The organism is Hyphomicrobiales bacterium (assembly GCA_002869065.1).
Classification (GTDB): Bacteria; Pseudomonadota; Alphaproteobacteria; order Rhizobiales; family Rhodobiaceae; genus Rhodobium.
In genome coordinates, this window is record PKTR01000001.1 from 736244 (window position 1) to 758959 (window position 22716).

General features: G+C 64.2%; 19 protein-coding genes. 12 read left to right on the forward strand and 7 right to left on the reverse strand.

Annotation, left to right across the window (positions count from 1 at the left end):
• The first annotated feature begins 61 nt into the window (after positions 1 to 61).
• Both C0606_03220 and C0606_03225 read left to right on the forward strand, forming a co-directional pair.
• Positions 62 to 1111 (forward strand): CoA ester lyase, encoded by a 1050-nt coding sequence (locus C0606_03220; protein PLX39530.1) that lies wholly within the window; start codon positions 62 to 64, stop codon positions 1109 to 1111.
• A 323-nt stretch (positions 1112 to 1434) separates the two neighbouring features.
• A complete protein-coding gene (locus tag C0606_03225) occupies positions 1435 to 1758 on the forward strand; it encodes a DNA-binding protein (GenBank protein PLX39531.1) in 324 nt (107 codons plus the stop codon).
• A gap of 94 nt (positions 1759 to 1852) precedes the next feature.
• Here the strand turns inward: C0606_03225 and C0606_03230 are convergent, their stop codons facing one another.
• Entirely contained in the window at positions 1853 to 2482 is a 630-nt protein-coding gene (locus C0606_03230; protein PLX39532.1) for an invasion associated locus B family protein, read from the reverse strand.
• A gap of 282 nt (positions 2483 to 2764) precedes the next feature.
• Here C0606_03230 and C0606_03235 point away from each other — a divergent pair, with 282 nt between their 5' ends.
• The 4 genes from C0606_03235 (at position 2765) to C0606_03250 (ending at position 8631) form a co-directional block, all read left to right on the forward strand.
• A complete protein-coding gene (locus C0606_03235) occupies positions 2765 to 4654 on the forward strand; it encodes an ABC transporter substrate-binding protein (protein PLX39533.1) in 1890 nt (629 codons plus the stop codon).
• A complete protein-coding gene (locus tag C0606_03240) occupies positions 4644 to 6284 on the forward strand; it encodes an acid--CoA ligase (GenBank protein ID PLX39534.1) in 1641 nt (546 codons plus the stop codon). The genes C0606_03235 and C0606_03240 overlap by 11 nt, the downstream gene beginning before the upstream one ends.
• 195 nt (positions 6285 to 6479) lie before the next feature.
• The gene (locus C0606_03245) at positions 6480 to 7814 is read left to right on the forward strand and encodes a hypothetical protein (GenBank protein ID PLX39535.1); all 1335 of its coding nucleotides are present in this window, start codon (positions 6480 to 6482) and stop codon (positions 7812 to 7814) included.
• 109 nt (positions 7815 to 7923) lie between these two features.
• Positions 7924 to 8631 (forward strand): disulfide bond formation protein DsbA, encoded by a 708-nt coding sequence (locus C0606_03250; protein PLX39536.1) that lies wholly within the window; start codon positions 7924 to 7926, stop codon positions 8629 to 8631.
• Between the two features lie 27 nt (positions 8632 to 8658).
• Here C0606_03250 and mfd read toward each other — a convergent pair whose 3' ends face one another.
• Together mfd and C0606_03260 are read right to left on the reverse strand one after the other, a co-directional pair.
• The gene (mfd, locus tag C0606_03255; GenBank protein PLX39687.1) at positions 8659 to 12087 is read right to left on the reverse strand and encodes a transcription-repair coupling factor; all 3429 of its coding nucleotides are present in this window, start codon (positions 12085 to 12087) and stop codon (positions 8659 to 8661) included.
• A gap of 114 nt (positions 12088 to 12201) precedes the next feature.
• Positions 12202 to 12495 carry a succinate dehydrogenase assembly factor 2 gene (locus C0606_03260; protein PLX39537.1) on the reverse strand — a complete coding sequence of 98 codons (294 nt, stop codon included), beginning with the start codon at positions 12493 to 12495 and terminating at the stop codon, positions 12202 to 12204.
• A gap of 173 nt (positions 12496 to 12668) precedes the next feature.
• On the opposite strand from C0606_03260, the gene C0606_03265 reads away from it, so the two are divergent.
• The 5 genes from C0606_03265 to C0606_03285 all read left to right on the forward strand — a co-directional run bounded on the left by C0606_03265 (position 12669) and on the right by C0606_03285 (position 17898).
• Positions 12669 to 14774: an ATP-dependent DNA helicase RecG gene (locus tag C0606_03265; protein ID PLX39538.1), complete on the forward strand. Its 2106-nt coding sequence runs from the start codon at positions 12669 to 12671 to the stop codon at positions 14772 to 14774.
• Between the two features lie 24 nt (positions 14775 to 14798).
• The gene (locus C0606_03270) at positions 14799 to 16085 is read left to right on the forward strand and encodes a hypothetical protein (protein PLX39539.1); all 1287 of its coding nucleotides are present in this window, start codon (positions 14799 to 14801) and stop codon (positions 16083 to 16085) included.
• 162 nt (positions 16086 to 16247) lie between these two features.
• Positions 16248 to 16826: a nitrile hydratase subunit alpha gene (gene nthA, locus C0606_03275; protein ID PLX39688.1), complete on the forward strand. Its 579-nt coding sequence runs from the start codon at positions 16248 to 16250 to the stop codon at positions 16824 to 16826.
• A complete protein-coding gene (nthB, locus tag C0606_03280) occupies positions 16823 to 17491 on the forward strand; it encodes a nitrile hydratase subunit beta (GenBank protein ID PLX39540.1) in 669 nt (222 codons plus the stop codon). The genes nthA and nthB overlap by 4 nt, the downstream gene beginning before the upstream one ends.
• Positions 17488 to 17898 carry a nitrile hydratase accessory protein gene (locus tag C0606_03285; protein ID PLX39541.1) on the forward strand — a complete coding sequence of 137 codons (411 nt, stop codon included), beginning with the start codon at positions 17488 to 17490 and terminating at the stop codon, positions 17896 to 17898. Before nthB ends, C0606_03285 begins: the two co-directional genes overlap by 4 nt.
• Before the next feature lie 22 nt (positions 17899 to 17920).
• Here the strand turns inward: C0606_03285 and C0606_03290 are convergent, their stop codons facing one another.
• From C0606_03290 to C0606_03300, 3 genes are read right to left on the reverse strand one after another with little or no spacing between them, the layout of a single operon-like run.
• Positions 17921 to 19861: a DUF1007 domain-containing protein gene (locus tag C0606_03290; GenBank protein PLX39542.1), complete on the reverse strand. Its 1941-nt coding sequence runs from the start codon at positions 19859 to 19861 to the stop codon at positions 17921 to 17923.
• 46 nt (positions 19862 to 19907) lie between these two features.
• On the reverse strand, positions 19908 to 20819 hold the full coding sequence (locus C0606_03295) for a LysR family transcriptional regulator (protein ID PLX39543.1): 912 nt from the start codon (positions 20817 to 20819) through the stop codon (positions 19908 to 19910).
• Positions 20820 to 20823: 4 nt separating this feature from the next.
• Complete coding sequence (locus tag C0606_03300; GenBank protein ID PLX39544.1) at positions 20824 to 21684, reverse strand: transcriptional regulator; 861 nt, start codon at positions 21682 to 21684, stop codon at positions 20824 to 20826.
• 112 nt (positions 21685 to 21796) lie between these two features.
• Between C0606_03300 and C0606_03305 the strand changes: the two genes are divergently transcribed.
• Entirely contained in the window at positions 21797 to 22138 is a 342-nt protein-coding gene (locus C0606_03305) for a hypothetical protein (GenBank protein ID PLX39545.1), read from the forward strand.
• Here the strand turns inward: C0606_03305 and C0606_03310 are convergent.
• On the reverse strand, positions 22120 to 22650 hold the full coding sequence (locus C0606_03310) for a DUF2937 domain-containing protein (GenBank protein ID PLX39546.1): 531 nt from the start codon (positions 22648 to 22650) through the stop codon (positions 22120 to 22122). The two genes, C0606_03305 and C0606_03310, sit on opposite strands and share 19 nt — an antisense overlap.
• Positions 22651 to 22716: the final 66 nt, after the last annotated feature.

Genomic DNA, 22716 nt, shown 5'->3' on the forward strand with positions numbered 1-22716 from the left:
GCGTTAGAACAGGCGCACGATTTCTCTCTCGCCTGTGCGCCGGCCGCAAAGGAGATTTTCCATGAAAACACCTCGCTCCTTCTACAAACCGCTCGCCATCGGTGCGCCGCAGCCGCTGCGCGACATGCCGGTCCGCCTCGAGCGGATGATTCACTTCATCCCGCCGCATCTGGAAAAGGTTCGCGCCAAGGTGCCGGCGTTGATCGACCAGGTCGACGTCCTGCTCGGCAATCTCGAGGACGCCATTCCCGCCGAACACAAGCTCGCCGCGCGTGAGGGTTTCATCCAGCTCGCCAAAGACAACGATTTCGGCAACACCGGCCTGTGGACCCGCATCAACAGCCTCGACAGCCCGTGGGCGCTCGACGACATCGTCGAAGTGGTCAGCGCGGTCGGCAACAAGCTCGACGTCATCATGCTGCCGAAGGTCAACGGCCCGTGGGATGTGCACTATCTCGACCAGCTACTGGCGCAGCTTGAAGCCAAGCACGGCATCGAGAAGCCGATCCTCATCCACGTCATTCTGGAATCCGCCGAAGGCGTGAAGAATGTCGACGAGATCGCCTTCGCCAGCCCGCGCCTGCACGGCATGAGCCTCGGCCCCGCAGATCTCGCCGCCTCGCGCCAGATGAAGACCTCCCGCGTCGGCGGCGGCGATCCGGCCTATGTCGTGCTCTCCGATGCCGATGCCGCCGCTCCCGAAGCGCCCCGCACCGGCTTCCAGCAGGATTTGTGGCACTACACGCTCGGCAAGATGGTCGATGCCTGCATGTCTGCCGGCATCAAGCCGTTTTACGGCCCGTTCGCCGACTTCTCGGACCCGGCCGCCTGCGAAGCCCAGTTCCGCGGCTCATTCGTTCTCGGGTGCCTCGGCGCCTGGTCGCTGCATCCGAGCCAGATCGACGTCGCCAAGCAGGTCTTCAGCCCGCGCCCCGACGAAGTATCCTTCGCAAAGCGCGTTCTCGAGGCCATGCCCGACGGCACCGGCGCCGTGATGATCGACGGCAAGATGCAGGACGACGCGACCTGGAAGCAGGCCAAGGTCACTGCTGACCTCGCCGCGCTCGTCGCCGAGAAGGATCCGAACCGCGCCGCGGCCTACAATCTCTGAAGCTTACACGCTTCACCAAGACTTCCGGCAAAACCCGCCAATGCTTGACATCGGCGGGTTTTCCATGCCCTTTAGCGCCGCCTCGCGCACTTTCCCGGTGCGCTTGGAGCGCATTGCCTGAGCGTTTCGCCGGCCTTTGCATGCGGCGGCATTGCCGCTGGACAAACGATCGATCTGCGCTTGAATTTGGGTTTGAAAGTTCGGTGCCGTGGCGGTTAGATAGCCGCTGTGCGCGAAAAATTGTGTGCGCACCGACCCGAAGCCGAGTGGTCCGGCCACCTTCCAGGCAGTGACCGGCGCTCCGCTCAGGATGATGGAATACAATGCGACAGGCGAAATTCATGATCGGTCAGGTCGTCCGCCATCGGATCTACCCGTTCCGCGGCGTGATCTTCGATGTCGATCCGACCTTCAACAACACCGAGGACTGGTGGGAAGCCATTCCCGAAGAGGTGCGCCCGAAGCGGGATCAGCCGTTTTACCACCTGCTCGCGGAAAACGACGAGACCGAGTACATCGCCTATGTCTCGGAGCAGAACCTCGTTATCGACGACAGCGGCGAACCCGTGCGCCATCCCCAGGTCGATGAACTGTTCGATACGCTGATCGATGGTCAGTATCGCAGCCGCGAAACCCGTATGAACTGACCCGGACCAATCCGGTCACATCGCCAGAAACGCAAAACGGCACGCCAACCCGCGGTTGACGTGCCGTTTCGTATTCTGCGTCGAAGCGCGAGGCTTACTGGTTAGCCGCCTCGCTCGCCTTCTTCTGCTCTTCGATGAGCTTCTGACGGGCTTCCTCGGCACGCTTCTGCAGCTCGGCCTGAAGCTCTTCCTGCTTCTTCTTGAGCTGAGCGGCATCGACCGGATCGCCGTCATAGGTCGCGGTGAAACCGGACAGCGACATCTTGAACGGAACCGGCTTGGCCTGCTGGTTCAGCGCGGTAATGGTCAGGTCGCTACCCTTCTTCATCGTGTTGATGAGGGTGTCGTTGATGACCAGTTCCGCATAGCACGCGTTCGGGAAGCAGATGCTGTACTTCGCCGTCTCGGCCTTGTTCTTGTCGACCTGGATGCGCAGGCCCGGCTGCAGCAGCATGCCCGACGGCACCGCGACGAGCAGCGTCTTGCGGGCTTCACCACCAAGTTCGCGGATCGCCACCGAGGTCAGGAACTGACCCGTGTTGGTGCGCAATTCCTGCGTGATCAGGCAGATTTCCTTCTTGGTCTTCGGATCGGTGTTGCAGATCTTGACCCACGGCGTGTCCTTGCCGCCATCCTGAGCCAGAGCCGATCCGCCAAGCGCAACAAAACTCGCCGCAGCAAAAGCCAGACCGTGGCGGCCCACCGTTTCCCATCCCGATTTCATGTCTGACCGCTCCTTCATATTCGCTGTCATTCCTTGGTCCTTGATCTGACGCCAGGTCCACTTCGATCACATGACCGAGCGGCAAACTCTAGACCTGCCCCGGTGTCATGGCGAAAGCATCCCTGCCGTGCAATTTCGGCAATATAGAGGCCTTCCGCGACGTCGTTGCCCGCATCCTTACCTGTTCGGCGCCCGGATTTCTACCCGCGAGGCGCGAAGCTCATTTTCCCAGTGGGGTATGCTACGATGAATGCGATAGAATCAAGGCACAGTGTTACCAAAATGGTACGGTCGACCGTGGGAGACGACGCATCTAAGGACACCCAGCCGCCACACCGGCGGCGAGGCGTTCGCGTATGCGCGCGCTATCTCACACTCGGGATCGCCACACTGTTCGCGGCTCTCACCCTCATCGCAGCGCAGGTCGCATCCGCCGAGCCGCGCCACGGCATCGCAATGCATGGCGAACCCGCCCTGCCCGCCGGAACATCGCTCCCTTATGTCAATCCGCAGGCCCCCAAGGGCGGTGTACTGACCTTCGGCATCGTCGGCAGCTTCGACAGCCTCAATCCGTTCATCATCAAGGGCGCCGCGGCTCGCGGCCTGCGCGATTCGGTCTTTGGAAACAACGTGTTCGAAAGCCTGCTCGAGCGCAGCTACGACGAACCGTTCTCGCTCTACGGCCTGCTCGCCGAAACGGTCGACATGCCCGACGACCGGTCCTGGGTCGAGTTCACGCTCAACCCGAAAGCCCGGTTTTCCGACGGCAACCCCGTCACCGTCGACGACGTGATCTTCTCCTTCGAGGTCCTTCGCGACAAGGGTCGGCCGAACAATCGCAGCTACTACGGCAAGGTCGCGACCGTCGAACGCAAGGGCGAACATGGCATTCGCTTCAGCTTTCCCGACGCCAACGACCGCGAATTGCCGCTGATTCTCGGCCTGATGCCGATCTTGCCGGCGCACAAGTTCGACCGCAAAACGTTCGAGCAGACCACGCTCGAGCCGCTCTTTTGCAGCGGCCCCTACACGGTCGCCGAAGTCGAACCCGGCTCGCGCATCGTCCTGCAGCGCAATCCGGACTATTGGGCCGCCGATTTGCCGATCAAGGCCGGCATGCACAATTTCGATACACTGCGGTTCGACTATTTCCGCGACCAGACCACCCTCTTCGAAGCCTTCAAGAAGGGCCTCGTCGACGTCATGCCCGAAAGCGACCCCGGCCGCTGGGCGAGCGGCTACGACATTCCCGCTGTCGCCGATGGCCGCATCATCAAGGAAGGCTTCGAGACCGGCACCCCGAAGGGCATGTTCGGGTTCGTCTTCAACACCCGCAGGACGCAATTCGCCGATGCCCGTGTCAGGGAAGCCTTTGGCTACCTGTTCGATTTCGCCTGGGTCAACACCAACCTCTATTTCGACCTCTACAAGCGTACGACCAGCTATTTCGAGGGTTCCGAACTTGCCTCGACCGGCCGCGCCGCCGATGAACGCGAGCGCGAATTGCTTGGGCCCTTCGACGGCGCCGTGCGCGCCGACATCCTTGAAGGCAAATGGCTGCCGCCGACCACCGACGGGTCCGGCCGCGACCGCAAGGCGTTGCGCGAGGCCGTGCGGCTGCTCGGCGAGGCCGGCTGGCGCATCAAGGACCGCAAGCTCGTCAACGAGGCCGGAGAGCCCTTTTCGTTCGAAGTGTTGATCGCCACACGCGACCAGGAACGACTCGCGCTGGCCTTTTCCCGTACCCTCACTCTGATCGGCATGGAGGTGAACGTCCGCTCGGTCGACTCCGCCCAGTATCAGCGCCGGGTGCAGGTTTTCGACTACGACATGATCCTGACCACCTGGTACGCATCGCTGTCGCCGGGCAACGAGCAGAGCTTTCGCTGGAGCGTGGCAAGCGCCGATCAGGACGGCACTTTCAACTTCGCCGGCGCCCGCGAACCCGCCCTCGACGCAATGATCGCCGCCATGCTTTCGGCGCGCGCGCGCACTGATTTCGTCAGCGCCGTCCGGGCCTTCGACCGCGTATTGCTTTCCGGTTTCTACGTCGTACCGCTGTTCCATCTCCCCGACGCCTGGGTCGCGCGCTGGCGCACGATGGAACATCCATCCAAGACTTCCCTGTACGGAAATCGCTTTGACACATGGTGGCACGGCGATGACAGATGACGGACGTTCACAAGACATGATCCTCGTCAGCAAATCCCGTATCGCAACCTTCTCCGCCAGCGGCGCCTGGGGGCGCGTAACCCTGGACGGGCTGTTGCGAAAGAACGCCAAGAGCCGGCCAGATGCGCTTGCGCTCGCCGACGCGCCCGATCGTGAGGAATGGACCGGCGGCGCTCCGCGCCAACTGACATTTGCCGAGCTCGACGCCGAGATCGACGCCGTCGCCGGCCTGTTCGGCGCGCTCGGCGTAGACGTCGGTACGGTGACCGGCCTGCAGGCACCGAACACCACCGACACGCTGATCACCTTCTTCGCCGCCCTGCGCGCCGGTCTCATCGTCACACCTTTGCCGCTGACCTGGCGCGAGACCGACCTGATCGCAGGCCTCGACATTCTCGGCGCCAAGGCGGTCATCGGCGCCGACCGGCTGGAAAGCCAGCGGCTCGCCGAATACTGCCGCAATGCCGCCACAAAGCTGTTCGGCATGCGCTATGTGCTCGGACTGAGCGGCGATTTGCCGGATGGTATCGTCTCGCTCGCCGGACTGCGCGCCGAGACCGGCGACCTGCCGCCGCCGGAGGCCGCCGTCACCGCCGACTACGTTGCCACCGTCACCTGGGCGACGCCGCTCGGCGGCGATCCCGTGCCGCTGCCGCGTTCGCACAATCAATGGATTGCCGCGGGCCTGATGCACATGCTGGAGGCCCGCTTCGAACCGGGTATGCCGATCCTCAACCCCTATGCGCCGACCGGCCTTGTCGGTCTTGGCGCGGCGATCGCCCCCTGGCTCCTGTCCGGCGCCGAGATGCACCTGCATCACTTCCGCGGCCTCGACGCAATGGCCGAACACGCGGCGAGCGCAGGCATCCGTCACATCATTGCCCCGGCCTCGCTGGTGGACCCGCTGGCGACCCGGCTCGATAGCCGCGACGGCGACGCCGTGCGCATGACAGCCGTGTGGTCGAACGGCCATCCGAAGAACAACGGCCCGCTCGTTGCCAAACGCGGCGACCTCGACCTCAGCAATATTGGCGACTACGCGTACGTCGTTGCTCCCCGCGCCGAAGCGACGCCGTCCGCCCTGCCGCTCGGCATGCTGTCGACCCCGTCGGCAGGCAAGGCCGCTCCGGTACTGGTCGAGAGCCGCATCGTCGACGGCCATTTCGCGCTTGCCGGCCCGATGGTGCCCGACGTCAGCTGGCCGGGAAATCGCGTCAGTCCGATCCCGCTGACCGATGACGCCTATGTGCTGACGGGTGTCCCGGCGGAAGAATACGACGAGGGAGCGAATCTCGCCCATCCCCGAGCCTACTCGGGAAGCCGCTTCTTTGCCGGCGGCGCGACCATCGTCCCGCACGCGCTCGATCTGGTCTATTCCGAATGCCCCGAGGTCGACGAAGGCGCCGCCTTCTTCATCGACGATCCGGTGCTCGGCGCCCGTATCGGCGCGGCGCTTGCCGCCGCCGAAGGCGAAACCCCGACCGCCGAGGCGCTGCGTATATTTCTTGAGGAAATGCGTGTTGCGATCGACAAGCACCCCGCCAAGGTGATCCTTGTCGATCAGGTCCCGCGTGAGGTCGACGGTACGGTCGATCGCGAGGAACTGGCGGAGCTGGCCAAGGGCTTCTAGCACATTCGCCGCCCGAACGGCTTCGGCGGCACGGTCGCCAGACATGACACCTCGACGTGAATTCTCGCGGTTTTCCGGTTTTTTTACTCCCCGCAGGCATAGTGCAGGCTGAGTGTACCGTCCGCAGGCCAAAGATCCCGCCATTTGTGACGGCACCTCTGTGTTCGGGTTGGGCAATCATCGGGGAACAATCGAATGTCGTCAGCCAAACGTCTGCTTTTCGTCGCGCCGGACGGCGCCGGACCCCATCCGCTCGATTTCGACGATCATTTGCGCGCATCGGGTTTCGATCTACGCCAGATCGACGATAGCAATCCCGATCTTTCGAAAGAAGCGCGCCTCGCCGACGCGATCCTGCTTGGCGATCTTTCGCAGCCCGGGCCATTTGCCTTCGAACTCGCCAATGCCGCACGCAGCCTTCGCAGCGCCCTGCATGGCGGCCGCCAGCCGATCATCGCGGTCGCGACCGACGGCGATGCCAGCGACGGCGACGCCCGCCAGATCGTCGACGACGTCATCGAGCCGCCTTTCGACATCAGTCAGCTCGTCTCCCGCATTGCCGCGCTGCAGCGCCTTTCGACCATGCGCGAGGAACTCGGCCGCCGCCGCGCAACCGCCGCCGACTATGGCCTCGACCTGCCCGAACCCGATGGCCAGGGCGAAGCCGGTACGCCGTCGATCCTGATCGTCGGAAGCGGCCCCCGTTTCGGCCGTCTCGAAACCCTGGTTTCGAGCGCCGGCACCGTTGTCGGCTCCCTGTCGAGCGAAAGCGCGATCGATTATCTGCTCTATCATCCGTTCGATCTCGTGATCGTCGACATGCCCGACGCGGAAGCCGCCAATTTCGTTGCCGATATGCGTCGCAACCCGCGTTTTCACGATTTGCCGGTCGTTATGGTCGCCGACGGTCTGGAAACCGAGGAGATCACGGCCCTTTACGCGCTCGGCCTGACCGACATGCTGGCGCTGAATGGTCACGAGACCGCTTTCCTCAATCGCGCCGCCACGCTGATCGGCGAGCACCAGCTTCGCGAAAAGCTGCGCGCCAGCTACCGTGCCGCCCGCCATCTTGCGACCAGCGATGCCCTCACTGGCCTTTACAGCCGCGGCTTCCTGCTCGACCACCTGACACGCATGGTCGGCGACGCGGAACGCCACCACGAACCGCTCGCCGTCGCCGCCTTTCGTATCGGCAATCTCGGCGATGTGAACACCGATCTCGGCTATCCCGCCGGCGACCGTATCATCCGCCAGGTCGGCGACATGCTGATCAATCTGGTGCGCGGCGAGGACCTTACCGCCCGCTGGGGCGGCGGAACCTTCATCGTCGTGTTGACGGCAACCCGGCCGGAAGATGCCGTTACCGCGATGCGCCGCCTGTCGGCGATCATCGAGGCAACGACCTTCTCGCTCGACGGGCTCGAGCAAACCGTGAAGATCGACATGCGCCAGGCGCTCGTTGAGTTCACCCCCGGCGAAAGCGCGGAACACCTCGTGCGGCGCGCAATCCTGATCACCGAAGAAGGCTGATCCAACCCGGCATTTCGCCAATCGCGCGTCTTTGTCTTGGCGCTGTGGTCATTAGCGCGCACACTCCGCGAAGCGAATCTTCCCGAGAGTGACGCCCGAAAGCAGCGCAATGACCGCAGAACCGAACTCCACACCGCGACCCGTCACCATCGACATCGTGTCCGATGTCATGTGTCCCTGGTGTTTCATCGGAAAACGACGCCTCGAAAAGGCCCTGGCGCTCGCCGCCGACGTTCCCGTCAACATCCGTTGGCAACCGTTTCAGCTCGACGCCACGCTGCCGAGTGGCGGCAAGGATCGACAGAAATATCTCGACGAGAAGTTCGGCGGACCTGAAAAGGCCGAGCAGGTGTATGCCCGCATCCGCGAGGCCGGCGACGGCGAAAACATCCCGTTCGCCTTCGACAAGATTACCCGCTCGCCGAATACCTTCGATGCGCATCGGCTGATCCTCTGGGCCGAGGCCGGCGGTCATCAGGACCAAATCGTCGAAGCGCTGTTCCAGGCCTATTTCATCGACGGGCGCGACCTGACCAAGACCGAAACGCTGGTCGCGATTGGCGCTGCGGCCGGCATGGATGCCAAGCATCTCATGATGTCGCTCACCTCCAACCGCGACAAGGACACAGTCTCGCGCGCGCTCGAAACCGCCCGCTCACTCGGCATCTATTCGGTTCCGAGTTTCATCATCGACAACCGGTTTCTGGCGCAGGGCGCACAGCCACCCGAGATGCTTGCCGACGCGCTTCGCCGCGCCTATGCGGACCGGCTCGCCAACCACCCCGACACCAAGGACGCCGGTTCGGCCTTCCCCTGACGGACCGGACAGGACAGCGGGAGGTGATCAGCTCTCGCGCGACAGCCGTACAAGCTTCGCTAGGATCGTCGCGACGCCTTTCAGGCGCTCGTCCTGCTCCGGCCAGTTGCGGACGAACACGACCTTCTGGTCGGGCCGGATCTTGGCCAACACGCCCTGCTCGGTAATCAGCCGCACGAGACCCGCCGGATTGGAGAATTCGTTGTTGCGGAAAGCGATCACGATACCCTTGGGACCAGCGTCGACTTTTTCCACATTCGCCTTGCGGCACAGCCCCTTGATGAAGACGATCTTCAACAGCTGCTCGACCTCGTCCGGCAGCCGGCCGAAGCGGTCGACCATCTCGGCACCGAAGGCGTCGATCTCGTCGGCCTCGGTAAGATCCGCAAGCCGCCGGTAGAGGCTGAGGCGAAGCTGAAGGTCGGGCACGTAGCTTTCCGGGATCATCACCGGCGTGCCGAGCGCGATCTGCGGCGACCACTGGTCCTCACCGACGCCATCATCGCCATCGCGAAGCTGCGCGACCGCCTCTTCAAGCATCTGCTGGTAGAGCTCGAAGCCGACTTCCTTGATGTGGCCGGACTGCTCTTCGCCGACGAGATTGCCGGCGCCGCGAATGTCGAGGTCGTGGCTCGCAAGCTGGAAGCCGGCGCCGAGCGTGTCGAGCGATTGCAGCACCTTCAGCCGCCGCTCCGCCGTCGGCGTCAGCTTGCCATCCGCCGGCACCGTGAAGAGCGCATAGGCGCGCAGTTTCGAGCGCCCGACGCGCCCGCGCAGCTGATAGAGCTGGGCAAGGCCGAACATGTCGGCGCGATGCACGATCAGCGTGTTGGCGCGCGGAATATCGAGGCCTGACTCGACAATGGTCGTCGACAGCAGCACATCGTACTGGCCGTCATAGAAGGCTGTCATGATGTCCTCGAGCGTGCCCGGCGTCATCTGCCCGTGGGCGACGGCGACCTTCACCTCCGGAACGTTGTGGTCGAGGAATTCCTTCGTCTCGGCGAGATCGGAAATGCGCGGGCAGACATAGAACGACTGGCCGCCGCGATAACGTTCGCGCAGCAACGCCTCGCGCACCACCAGCGGATCGAACGGTGAAATGAACGAGCGCACCGCCAGGCGGTCGACCGGCGGCGTCGCGATCAGCGAGAGTTCGCGCACACCCGTCAGTGCCAGTTGCAGCGTGCGCGGGATCGGCGTCGCCGTCAGCGTGACGATGTGGACGTCCGACTTCAGCTCCTTCAGCCGTTCCTTGTGCTTGACGCCGAAATGCTGCTCCTCGTCGATGATGAGAAGCCCGAGGTCGCGGAACTGAATGCCCTTGCCAAGCAGCGCATGCGTGCCGACCACGATGTCGATGGACCCGTCGGCGATACCCGCCTTGACCCGGTTGACCTCTTTCGTGCCGACGAGCCGCGAGGCCTGCGCCACCTTGACCGGCAGTCCCCGGAAACGTTCTTCGAAGGTCTTGTAGTGCTGGCGGGCAAGTAGTGTCGTCGGCACGACGACGGCAACCTGCCGCCCCGACATCGCCACCATGAAGGCCGCGCGCAGCGCCACTTCCGTCTTGCCGAAGCCGACATCGCCGCACACCAGACGATCGGTCGGATGGCCCGACGACAAATCCTCGGCAACCGCCGTAATCGCCGCAAGCTGGTCCTCGGTTTCCTCATACGGGAACCGCGCGGCGAATTCGTCGACGAGGCCTTCGGGCGTATCGATCACCGGCGCGGTCTTCAGCGCGCGCGCCGCGGCCGTCTTGATCAGCGCGTCGGCGATCTCGCGGATGCGGCTCTTCATCCGCGCCTTGCGCGCCTGCCAAGCTCCACCGCCAAGCTTGTCGAGCGCGGCTTCGGTGTCTTCCGACCCGTAGCGCGTCAAAAGCTCGATGTTTTCGACCGGCAGATAGAGCTTGTCGTCGCCGGCGTAGCGGATCTCGAGACAGTCATGCGGCGCGCCGGCCGCCTCGACCGTCTTCAGCCCGACGAAACGGCCGATGCCGTGGTCGATGTGAACGACCAGATCGCCTTGTGCGAGGCTCGACGCCTCGGTGATGAAGTCCTGACCCTTCTTGTGCTTGCGCCGCGCGCGCACCAGACGGTCGCCAAGTACGTCCTGCTCGCCGACGACGACGAATTCGTCGGTCTCGAAGCCACTCTCGATGCCGAGCACGACAAGCGCGGCGACACCCTTCGGCAGCGCCGTCACTTCCGCCCAATTGTCGGCTTCCTTGACCCGGTCGAGGCCGTGATCGTCGAGCACCTGCCGCAACCGGTCGCGGCTGCCGTCACTCCAGCAGGCGATGATCGCCCGCCGTCCCGACTTCCGCACCTCGCCGACATGGCTGATCAGCGCGTCGAAGACGTTGATGTCGCCGGCAGCCCGTTCGGCCGCAAAGCTGCGCCCACCACGCCCGCCGAGATCGACGTTGGCCGCAAGGCCGTCATCGGGTGTCGCAAACGGCGTGATGCGCACGGTGCGCTCATCGACGAGCGCCAGCGTCAGCTCGTCCTTGCCGAAATAGAGCGCTTCCGGTTCGACCGGCTTGTAGACCGTCGCGCCCGACAGCCCCTTGCCACCGGAACTCTGGATCTCGGACGCCTCGCGCCGCGCGTCGTAGTGCTCATGCACCTGCTCGATACGCTCACGGATCGCTTCGTCGGCGAGCGGATCGAGCACCAGCGGCGCACCGCCGGTAAACGCGAACAGCGGGTCGAGATGATCGTGAAACAGCGGCAGCCAGTGCTCGAGGCCGGGATATCGCCGCCCCTCGCTGACCGCCTGATAGAGCCCGTCGTCGCGCGTCGTCGCGCCGAAGCGGGAAACATAGGACTGGCGGAACCGGCTGATCGCTTCCGGCGTCAGCACGATTTCGTTGGTCGGCACCAGTTCGAGCCGGGTCATCTGCCCGATCGAGCGCTGGCTCTCGACATCGAAGGGCCGGATCGATTCCAGCGTGTCGCCGAAGAAGTCGAGCCGCACCGGCTGATCCGTTCCCGGCGCAAAGAGATCGACGATACCGCCGCGCACGGCGAACTCGCCCGGCTCGCGCACGGTAGCGCTGCGCTGGAAGCCGTTCGATTCAAGCCAACGGGTCAGATCGGTGAGGTCGAGGCGATTGCCCGGCGCGACGGAAAGGCTCTGCGCGGCGACCCAATCGCGCGGCGGCGCCCGCTGCACCAGCGTGCCGACCGTCGTCAGAAGCACGACCGGCTTGTCGCCTTTTTGAAGATGGGTGAGCCGGGCAAGCGCTGCCATGCGCAGCGCCGAGACGACCACATTCGGCGAAACGCGGTCATAGGGCAGACAGTCCCAGGCCGGCAGCTGCAGGGTTTCGACGTCCGGCGCGAAGAAGGCGAGCGCCTCACGCACTGTCGCCAGCCGTCCCGCATCGCGCGCCACATAGACGAGCGACAGCGCGCCATCCTCGGCGAAGCGATCGCGCGCCAGCATGCCGATGACGAGGCCCTCGAGCCCGTCGGCGACGCTCGACAGCGTTAGCTTTTCGGTACGGCCAATGAGACCGGTCAGCGCCTTCACGGGGTTTGCTCCGGGATCCTGCGGAAATCAGCCGCGCTTCAGCAGATCGCCGTGAAAGGCGAGCAGCGTGTCGTAGATCGGCAAGCGGACATCCTCCGGCATCTCCTTGGTGCCGGTGATGTAGGAAAAGAGGTCCTGATCGGGGATATCGAGCAGCGCCTCGAACTGATCGAGCTCCTCCTCGCTCATATCGCCCAGCCGGGCTTCCGCGAAAGGACCCATCAAGAGGTCCATTTCCCGCATGCCGCGATGCCAGGCCCGATAGAGATTGCGCTTTCGGCGAACGTCGAGGCCGGCGCTCGTACCTTCTAGTCCTGTCATCGTGCTGGTCCTTCGGAATGCCGTTGAAGCGGCATCGTGTATACCCGCCCATACCGTCCTTGTCAGCCTTTCGCCGACGGCGTTTTCACAGAACCCATCCCACACCCGGCTGGTCCCGGCGCAGCGGCCGTGGCACAAAGGATCAAACGATCACCGGAGCCCGCCGCAGTCCGATGCGCCCCGACATCCTCAATCCCCTGTTCCGGCCCCTGACGAGCCTCGACGGCATCGGACCGAAGCTCGACAAGCTGTTCCAGAAATTGCTCGGCGGCGCCCGGGCGGAACAGCCGGCGCGGATCGTCGACCTGCTGTTTCATCTCCCCGTCGCCCTGATCGACCGTCGCCTGCAGCCGGGCATCGCGATGGCGCCCGAAGGCGCCGTGGTGACGCTGAAAGTGCGCGTCGACCGCCATCAGCCGACGCCGCAATCCTCGCGCGCGCCCTATCGCGTCTATTGCACCGACGAGACGGGTGAAATCGCCCTCGTCTTCTTCCATCCGCATCGCGACTGGCTGGCCCGCGCGCTGCCCGTCGACGAGACGCGCTTCATCAGCGGCAAGGTCGAGTGGTTCAACGGCCGCCCGCAGATGGTCCACCCGGACTACATCGTCGCCGAACATGAGTTCTCCACCCTGCCGCTGGTCGAACCGATCTACCCGATGACGGCGGGCCTTGCCGGCAAGACCTTGAGAAAAGCGATTGCCGGCGCCCTCGAAGCCCTGCCCCAGTTGCCCGAATGGCTCGACGATGCCTGGATGGAAAAATCCGGCTGGACGTCGTTTGCCGAAGCGCTGGACGTGCTGCACCACCCCGAGGATGCCGCCGACATAGCGCCGGACAGCCCGTCCGTGTCGCGCCTTGCCTATGATGAATTGCTGGCAAGCCAGTTAGCGCTGGCATTGGTGCGCAAACACATGCGCCGCACCGCGGGTGAACCGCGCATTGCCGGTGGCGCGCTGAAGGCGAAGCTGCTCGCCGCGTTGCCCTTTTCGCTGACCGCCAGCCAGACCGAGGCGATCCGGGAAATCGAGGAAGATCTCGCCCGCCCCGACCGTATGTTGCGCCTGCTGCAGGGCGATGTCGGCTCCGGCAAGACGGTCGTCGCACTGATCGCCATGGCCTCCGTGATCGAAGCCGGCGCGCAGACGGCCATGATGGCGCCTACCGAACTGCTCGCCCGGCAGCATATGCGCACCATCGAGCCGCTCGCCGAGGCGGCAGGTCTCACCGCCGCCGTTTTGACGGGCCGTGAAAAGGGCAAGGCGCGTGAAAAGGTTCTCGCTGGCGTCGCCGACGGTTCGATCCACATCCTGATCGGCACGCACGCCCTGTTCCAGTCCGATGTCGCCTTTCATCATCTGGCGCTTGCCGTCATCGACGAGCAGCACCGCTTCGGCGTCCACCCGCGCTTCGCGCTGACCTCCAAGGGCACCGGCACCGACGTGCTTGTCATGACGGCGACGCCGATCCCGCGCACGCTGGTGCTGACCTATTTCGGCGACATGGATGTTTCCAAGCTGACTGAGAAGCCCGCCGGTCGGCAGCCAATTGAGACCCGCACGGTTTCTCTTGATCGTCTGTCGGAGGTCGTCGAACGGCTGCGCACCGCGACCCACGACGGCGCCAAGATCTACTGGGTCTGCCCGCTGGTCGAGGAATCGGAAGTCTCCGACCTCGCCGCCGCGGAAGATCGCCACGCAACGCTGAAATCGGAACTCGGCGACCTGGTCGGCCTCATCCACGGACGCATGAAGGCGGCGGAAAAGGATGCGGCGATGGAAGCCTTCCGCGCCGGCGAGACCCGCATCCTCGTCTCCACCACCGTGATCGAGGTCGGCGTCGACGTGCCCGACGCGACCATCATGGTGATCGAACACGCCGAACGCTTCGGGCTCGCCCAGCTGCATCAGTTGCGCGGCCGCGTCGGGCGTGGCGACAAGCCCTCGACCTGCCTGCTGCTCTACAAGGGGCCGCTCGGCGAAACGGCGCGCGCCCGCCTCGCCATCATGCGCGAGACCGAGGACGGTTTCCGGATCGCCGAGGAAGATCTGCGGCTGCGCGGCGAAGGCGAAGTACTCGGCACCCGCCAGAGCGGCACGCCGGGCTTTCGCATCGCCCACATCGAAAGCCACGGCGAATTGCTCGAGGCGGCCCGCGACGACGCCCAGCTCATCCTTGCCCGCGATGCAGACCTCGCGACCGAGAGAGGCGTTGCACTTCGGGTACTCCTCTACCTTTTCGGCCGCGATGAGGCTGTCCGGCTCTTGCGCGCCGGATGAAGCCGGACTACCCATGCGCGGAACATGGGCGCGCCTTGCACTTGTTGCGCGAACGCGACAGACTTTGCACCGGGGTATACGGCCCGGCGGAATCCCCGTAACCGACGAGACGGCAGCAGGCATCAGAGCATCATGAACACTGTTGCGGCCAGCAATGCGATCTTTCAGCGTTTTGCGCTTGCGCTAGCAGCCGTCTTGGCGCTCGCATTGTCGGGTTGCGCCTCCATCGTTCCGCCCGAGCGCGCTCTGGCAATTTCGACCGCGCAGGCTTCCGGGGCCGAGGTCCACCGCCTTTTCGTGGCGACCACCCGTGAAGAAGCCGAAACCGATCTCGAAATGTTCAACGGCGAGCGCGGCGACGAGACGAGTTTCGCGACACTCGACATCTCCGTTCCCCCGACCCATCAGGTCGGCTCGATCGAATGGCCGTCGACCGAAAACGGCGACCCGCAGCGCCACTTCGTGACTCGCGACCGGCGTCAGATCGAAAAGGCAACCTTTCGCGACGCGATCCGCCGCGACATCGCCTCCAAGCCGCGCGGACAACGCAGCGTGCTGATCTTCGTGCACGGCTACAACACCAAGTTCGCCGAGGCCGTCTATCGCTTCGCCCAGATCGTCCATGACGGCAACTACGCCGGCACGCCAATTCTGTTCACCTGGGCGTCGCGCGGCCACCTCGTCGACTATGTCTATGACCGCGACAGCGCGACCGCTGCCCGCGATTCCCTCGAGGACCTCATCGTGCTCGCCCGCAACGCCGGCGCCGAACGGGTCAACATCGCCGCCCACTCGATGGGGAGCTGGGTCCTGCTCGAGGCGTTGCGCCAATCGGAAATCGCCGGCCACGCGCGCAAGGGAGCCCCGTTCGGCGCGGTCGTTCTCGCCTCGCCCGACGTCGATGTCGACGTCTTCAAATCGCAGATGAAGCACCTGAAGAGCCAGCACCTGCCGATGACCGTGATCGTCTCGCGCGACGACCGGGCGCTGACGCTGTCGCAGAAGCTCGCCGGCAACAAGCCGCGCGTCGGCATCTACGAAGACGACAAGGAATTGGCCGAACTCGGGGTCGTTGTCGTCGACATCACCGATATCAAGGGCCAGGGCGGTCTCAACCACACCAAGTTCGCCGGCTCGCCGGAAGTCGTCCAGCTGATCGGCCCGCGCCTCAACGATACGGCGGCCATGGACGGCAAGCGCGTCACCGTCGGCGACCGCATTGGCACGATCACCCGCAATGTCGGTGGCGTCGTGGGTGCAACGACCGGCATTGTGGTCACCGCCCCCTTATCGATCCTCGGACGACCCTGACCAACCCCGGCCGTCCGACCGCACCACGAGCGGACTGGCAACCGCGTCCACCCATGCTATCCTCCCGGCCGCGACGCATTCGCAACAGGGAGGCAACCGGGCTTGGCGCACGATCACTCACACGGTCATGACCACGATCACGATCACTCGCATCTCGACGACATGGCGCTGCGCATCCGAGCGCTGGAGACGATCCTGACCGAAAAAGGGTACATCGACCCTGCCGCTCTCGACGTGATCATCGAGACTTACGAGAAAAAGGTCGGACCGCGAAACGGGGCCCGCGTCGTCGCCCGCGCCTGGAGCGATCCCGACTATCGCGCACGGCTTCTCGATGACGGCACGGCAGCGATCGCCGAACTCGGCTACAGCGGCCGCCAGGGCGAACATATCGTCGTCGTCGAAAACACGCCGGACGTCCACAACATGGTAGTCTGCACGCTTTGCTCCTGTTACCCGTGGTCGGTGCTCGGCCTGCCGCCGGTCTGGTACAAATCCGCGCCCTATCGCTCCCGCGCCGTCAACGATCCCCGTGGCGTACTTGCCGAGTTCGGGGTGACACTGCCCGCGGATACCGAGATCCGCGTGTGGGATTCGACGTCCGAGATGCGCTACCTCGTGTTGCCCATGCGCCCGGCCGGCACCGAAGGACTCGGTGAAGAAGCCCTCGCCGATCTCATCACCCGCGATTCGATGATCGGCACAGGATTGGCCCTTGAGCCAGCGGGGTCACCGGCATGACCACGATCCACGACATGGGCGGCGTACATGGTTTCGGAACCGTGGTGCCCGAGGCCGACGAACCGATGTTCCACGCGGAATGGGAAAAGCGCGTTCTCGCCGTAACGCTTGCCTGCGGCGCAACCGGCAGCTGGACCCTCGACGCCTCGCGCTTTGCCCGCGAAAGCCTGCCGCCGGCGCAATACGTCACCTCGAGCTACTATCAGATCTGGTATGCCGCCCTTGTCGAACTGTTGAAGGCGAACGGGCTCATCAGCGAGGACGATCTTGCCGCTGGCCACGCCGTCACCCCGGCGAAGCCCGTGACACGGATCCTGAAAGCCGATGCGGTCGAAGCCGCCCTCGCCAAAGGTGGCCCCGTCGACCGGCCCGCAACCGCCGAGCCGCGTTTCGCCGTCGGCGACCGGGTGCGCACGCGCGTGACCAATCCGGCAACCCACACGCGCCTGCCGCGCTATGCGCGCGGCCGCGTCGGCATCATCCACCGCCGCAACGGCTTCCACGTCTTCCCCGACAGCAATGCGGTCGGCACCGGCGAAAACCCGCAATGGCTCTACAACGTCCGCTTCGAGGCGGAAACGTTGTGGGGCGCGGATGCCGAGCCGCGCTCCGCCGTCCATATGGATCTTTGGGAAAGCTATATCGAACCGGAGCAGGCCGAATGACATCGTCGTCCGATACCGCACCGATCATCATCACCACGGCAACACAGGCCGCGCTGGACGCGATTCCCTCACTGCCGCGCGACGATAACGGACCCATCTTTGCTGCCCCCTGGCAGGCGCAGGCCTTCGCCATGACGGTCGCGCTGCACGAGGCCGGCCTGTTCACCTGGCCGGAATGGACCGAAACCTTCGCCGCTGAAATCAAGCGCGCGCAGGCCGAGGGCGATCCCGACCTCGGCGACACCTATTATCTGCACTGGCTCGCGGCGCTTGAAACCATCGTCACAGACAAGGGCGCGGCGACCGCCGAAACGCTCATGGAAGTCAAGGACGCCTGGGACCGTGCCGCGCATGCGACGCCGCATGGCCAGCCGATCGTGCTCGGCGCCGACAAGCGCCAACAATAGGCAATTTACGCCCGGCGGCAGATCAGATCGGTGTCGTCGCGCCGAAGGACGCCACGAACAACAGCGTCCCGATCACCAGCACGAAGACCGCGGCCACCACCTCGAGACCTGCCGTAAAATAGCGCGCCCGTCCGCTTTCCACGCCGAGCAGCCGTTGCGCCAGCCCCTTGCTGGTCACCGCGATGATCGCCAGCGTCGACACGGTGATCGCGGTGCCGAGCGCCATCACGAAGGCCGAGGCAACACCGACCCAATAAAGGTCGAGCGACAGCGCGAAGACGAGCACGACCAACGCCCCGGAGCACGGCCGCATTCCGATCGAAAGAACGGCGGCGGCAGCCTCTTTCAGCGACAGTTTCTTGGAGGCCAGTTCGGCATCCGGCAAATGCGAATGCCCGCAGCCGCAATCAGGGCCATAAACGTGATCATCATGGCTGTGCGCATCCATATGACTGCCGTGCTCGTGTTTATGAGATCCATCATTGTGATCATGACCGCTATGATAATGATCATGGCCGTGATCGTGCGCGGAGCCGCCGAACATCATACGCACCAGCGACCGCCCCTTGGTCCAGGTCAGCCAAGCGCCGAGCAACGCCACCAGCAGGAAGCTGCCACTCTCGAACAGCCCGAGCGTACTCTGCATGGCGATGCTGGTGCCGTGCAGGAAAAGCGCGATCACCGTGACGATAGCGACGGCCGTGAGGCCCTGAACGAAGGCGGCGGCAAGCGCCAGCCCCACGCCGCGCTTCACCGTCGCCTCGTTGGCGAACATGTAGGACGTGATCACCGCCTTGCCGTGCCCCGGCCCGGCGGCGTGAAATACGCCATAGGCGAAGCTGAGGAAAAACAGCAGCCAGGCAGCCTTGTCGTCGGTTTTGAACAGCCGCAGCGCCGAGACCATCTTCTTGTAGAAGGCCGACTGCATCTGGCTGATGCGTCCGAGAATGCCGGAGAACCATCCGCCACTAAACGACCACGGCTTTGCCGCCTCCGGGTCCTTGACCTCCTCGGTGGAGGCTGTGATCCGCGTTGTCGTCACCTTTTTCGCGGCCTCATCACCCTTGGCGGCGAGCGCGTTGACCGCATCGAGGGCGCTCGTCGGCGCCTCGGCTTCTCCCGTCGTCGCCGCCGCGACCGCAGCATCGCCACAGGTGATGATCATCTGATTGACCAGATTTTTGGTCTTTTCCATCAGTTCCGGAGGCAGGTCGCGAACCTCCGGCCCGATGGTCGCGAGACGGGCCGCCGTCTCGTCATCGAGCGGCTCCGGCGCCTTGGTCTCGACCCGGCACTTTCCCGGTGAATTGCGCAGCGTCACCGCGTCCGCGCCGTCGGCGAAACGGAAGTCGACATAGTAGGTCGGATCGTAGACATCGAAGGTCACCGCCTTGTCGTGGCCGACCGGCTCCTTCAGCGGCAACGTGAAATGCAGCTCCAGCAAGGTCACCTCTTGCGGAACCTCACCGCCTTTTTCCTTCTCTTCGGCAATCGCCTGGCGGTCCTCATCCGAGATCGCCCAATACGACAGGTATTCGACCTTCTTGGCTTCCAGCCAGTAGTCGGCGGTCGGTTCCTTGAAGTCGATCTCGACGCGGGTGTCGTCACCGAAAGTGAAGAAGCCGAAATCCTTCAGCGAGTCGATGTTGATCTTGGCGAGCTCCTGCAGCTCCTCCCGGCTGAATTTTCCATCTCCGTCCGTATCGAGTCCCTGCAGCGCATAGACCGAGAACGCGTCGTCGAACTGCCAGACATGATCGATCGCGACCACCTGCCCCTGGTCGTCATAAACGACGGTTGCCCGTGCCTGCACGAAGACATGCGGATGCGCCGCCGCCGGCATGGCCCCCGCGAGGACGGCGAGAAACAAACCGGCGAGAACAACCAGGAAAGAGCGTAGAGACGTCATACAGATATCCGGATTCGAGCCCGCGGAAAGGCGATGAAGGGACGCGGCGAACATGGCAAAAGGATGGAAGCACGCCACGTTTGCCAACCTGCCGCACGCGTCATTGCGGCTCGCTCCGCGCCCGTCGGCCGCGCGCGAACCATTCAACGAGAAAATCGACGAAGACGCGCACCTTGCCCGACAAATGCCGCCGGTGCGGATAGACCGCGTGGGCGCCCATCGTCGGACGCTCGAAAGCCTCCAGCAGGGGCACCAGTCTGCCGTCGCGCAGATCGTCGGCAATCACGAAGGACGGAATGTTGCCGATCCCAAGCCCGGCAACCGCCGCCTCACGGGCAACGACCGGGCTGTTGACCTCGATGACGCCACTGACCGGCACCGATATCCGCCGTCCGTCCAGCTGAAATGGCCACGTCCCCGGGGTGCGCAGATTTGTGTCGACGATGCACGGCAGATCCGCGAGGTCGCGGGGATTCTGCGGCGCCGGGATGCCCTTGAGCAGGGTCGGGCTGGCGCAGACGATCGTGCGCATGGACGAAAGCTTGCGCGCAATCAGGCTGGAATCTTCCAGTTCCGACATGCGGATCGCCAGATCGTATCCCTCGTCGACCAGATCGACGAAGCGATCGTCGAATGACACCGACATGCGGATCTTGGGTTGCTCGTTCAGGAACTCGATCAGCGCCGGCCCCAACACCGTTTCACCGAACGCCCGCGGCGCGGTGACGCGAAGCAGGCCGCGGGGTTCCGCATGGCTATCGCCGACCGCTTCGTTCAACTCCTCGATGCGCTGAACGATATCCGCGGCCTCGCGATAATAAGCGGTACCGACCTCCGTCAGCGAAAGCTTGCGCGTCGTACGATTGAGCAACCGAACACCGAGTTCGTCTTCGAGCTCGCGAACATATTTCGAGACCAGCGCCTTGGAGCGCCCGAGATCGCGTCCGGCCGCCGAAAAGCCTCCTGAGTCGACCACTTGAACGAATGTCCGAATGCGGGTCAGCGTGTCCAAAGTATCATTTCCCGTTGTCGGGCAGAACCTCGCCCAGACTGCGCACATAAGCGGCGAAACCATCCGCCTGTATCGTCGCCGCGCGCACCAGACCGTCGAAATGCCCCTGGAAGAACCGCACATGCGCGCTGGCCGTAAACACCAGATAGCGCTGACCGAGATAGAGCACAGCCCTCTGCGGTCCGAACACCGCAAAAGGCGCCGAATAGTGCGTCGCCAGATCGAACAGATACACTCTCAGGCGCGGATAAAGCTCGTCGGCGATATCCGCCATGTGGAAAAACTGCCGCCGCCGTTCCCGCGACGACAGGCGTCCCCACAGGGAGCTGCCCGCGCCGAAATCCGCAAGCGCCTGAAGCGACATGCAGATCTCCATATCGATTTCGGTTTCCCGGCTGTGTTCGAGTTTGGCCGTCGCATCGGCCACCGCCTGATCGCCGCTGCGGCCTTCCCCCGGTCCGTACTCGAGCCGCAACACGGCTTCCGTCTTGAACAGGTCGGGAAGACTGGCGGGAACGTAACGCACCTTGTAACCGAGGGCCTCGCGGTGCCAGGCGAGGATATTCTCGTCGACCGGATGCCGCGGCGCCTCCGCCACCTGCACTGTTCGATCGAGAATATCGGCAGTCGCGCCGCGCTGCGCCGTCAGGCCGATCAGCCAGTCCGCGCTTTCGCCGATGACCTCGGCGATTTCCCCAAGAGCATGCGAGTTCGGCAGCCGCGGCGTCGCGCCCGAGAGCAGTTGGCTGACGGTGGACCGGTCGATTCCTGCATCGCGCGCGAGCGTGCTTTGCGACATCCCGCGCTCTGTCAGAGCGAGCGTAAGACGTTCCTGAAACAGTTGGGCGCGGGCGCGTTTGTCCATGCCTTGAGGCTAACATGCTTGTTGATTTTCCCAAACATGATTGAAATTTCAAAATTTCCGCCTGCACTTTTGGACAACCATCTCGTTGCCAGAAGCGCCGTTCCGATGCTGAATGCGACCACCAGAATTTCTCCGCAAGCAGTTGAAAATCATGCTGGAAACACGAGCCCGAAGTGCCGCCAAGGCAATCTCCTGGCAGATCATCGGATTCATCGCGACGAGCCTGTTCACCTATCTGATCACTGGCTCGCTCGCGGAGGCGAGCGGCTACGCCCTGGCAATGACCACGACCGCCCTGTTCGTCTATCTGATCCATGAAAGGGTCTGGAATTCTATCGCGTGGGGTCGGTCCCGAGCACCCGATACGCTGCCGCTCGCACCACCTGCACCGACGACAAATTCCGTCGACACACCAGCGGCGGGCTCCCCGTTGGGTCACGCATCGGGGATCTGATCGCTCGGCTCCAGTCGTCCCCTGCGCCTCTTGCGAACAGCGCCAACCGCCGCCCGCGTCGCCCCGCCGCCGAACAGAGCCAAAACGAAGCCGATTGCCGCGGCTACCAGCCCTTCGATGGTGAGCGGAACGGCCGGCTCGAAATCCTCATAGGCGGCGACACCGATCTCGCTGTCGAAATCCTTCGCCAGCGCCGTAACGCGGGTAAACGCCCCGGCATCTTCCATCACGTCGTTCTGGTGCTTCAGACGATCGAGCCGCTCGACCGTTTCACCCATACGCTCGCCGCGCTGTGCCGCAATGGGATCGCTGTTCGCGCGCAGCCGCGCGAGCGCTTCGGTGCGCTGCAGCCCCTGCTTCAGCACATCGGCATCGAACACCTCGACGATCTTTGCCAGTTCGTCGATCGCGCCGCCGAGCCGCTGGCGGTATTGCTGCGCGTATTCCGGCACCTGCGAAAACAGGGCGGCAAACAGCGCGCCAAACGCCAGCGTCAGGATGCGTCCCACCATCAGTCAGTCTCCCAAGGACGACCGCCCATAGTCGGACAGCCCGAATCGGCCCCTGACGGAAAGCAT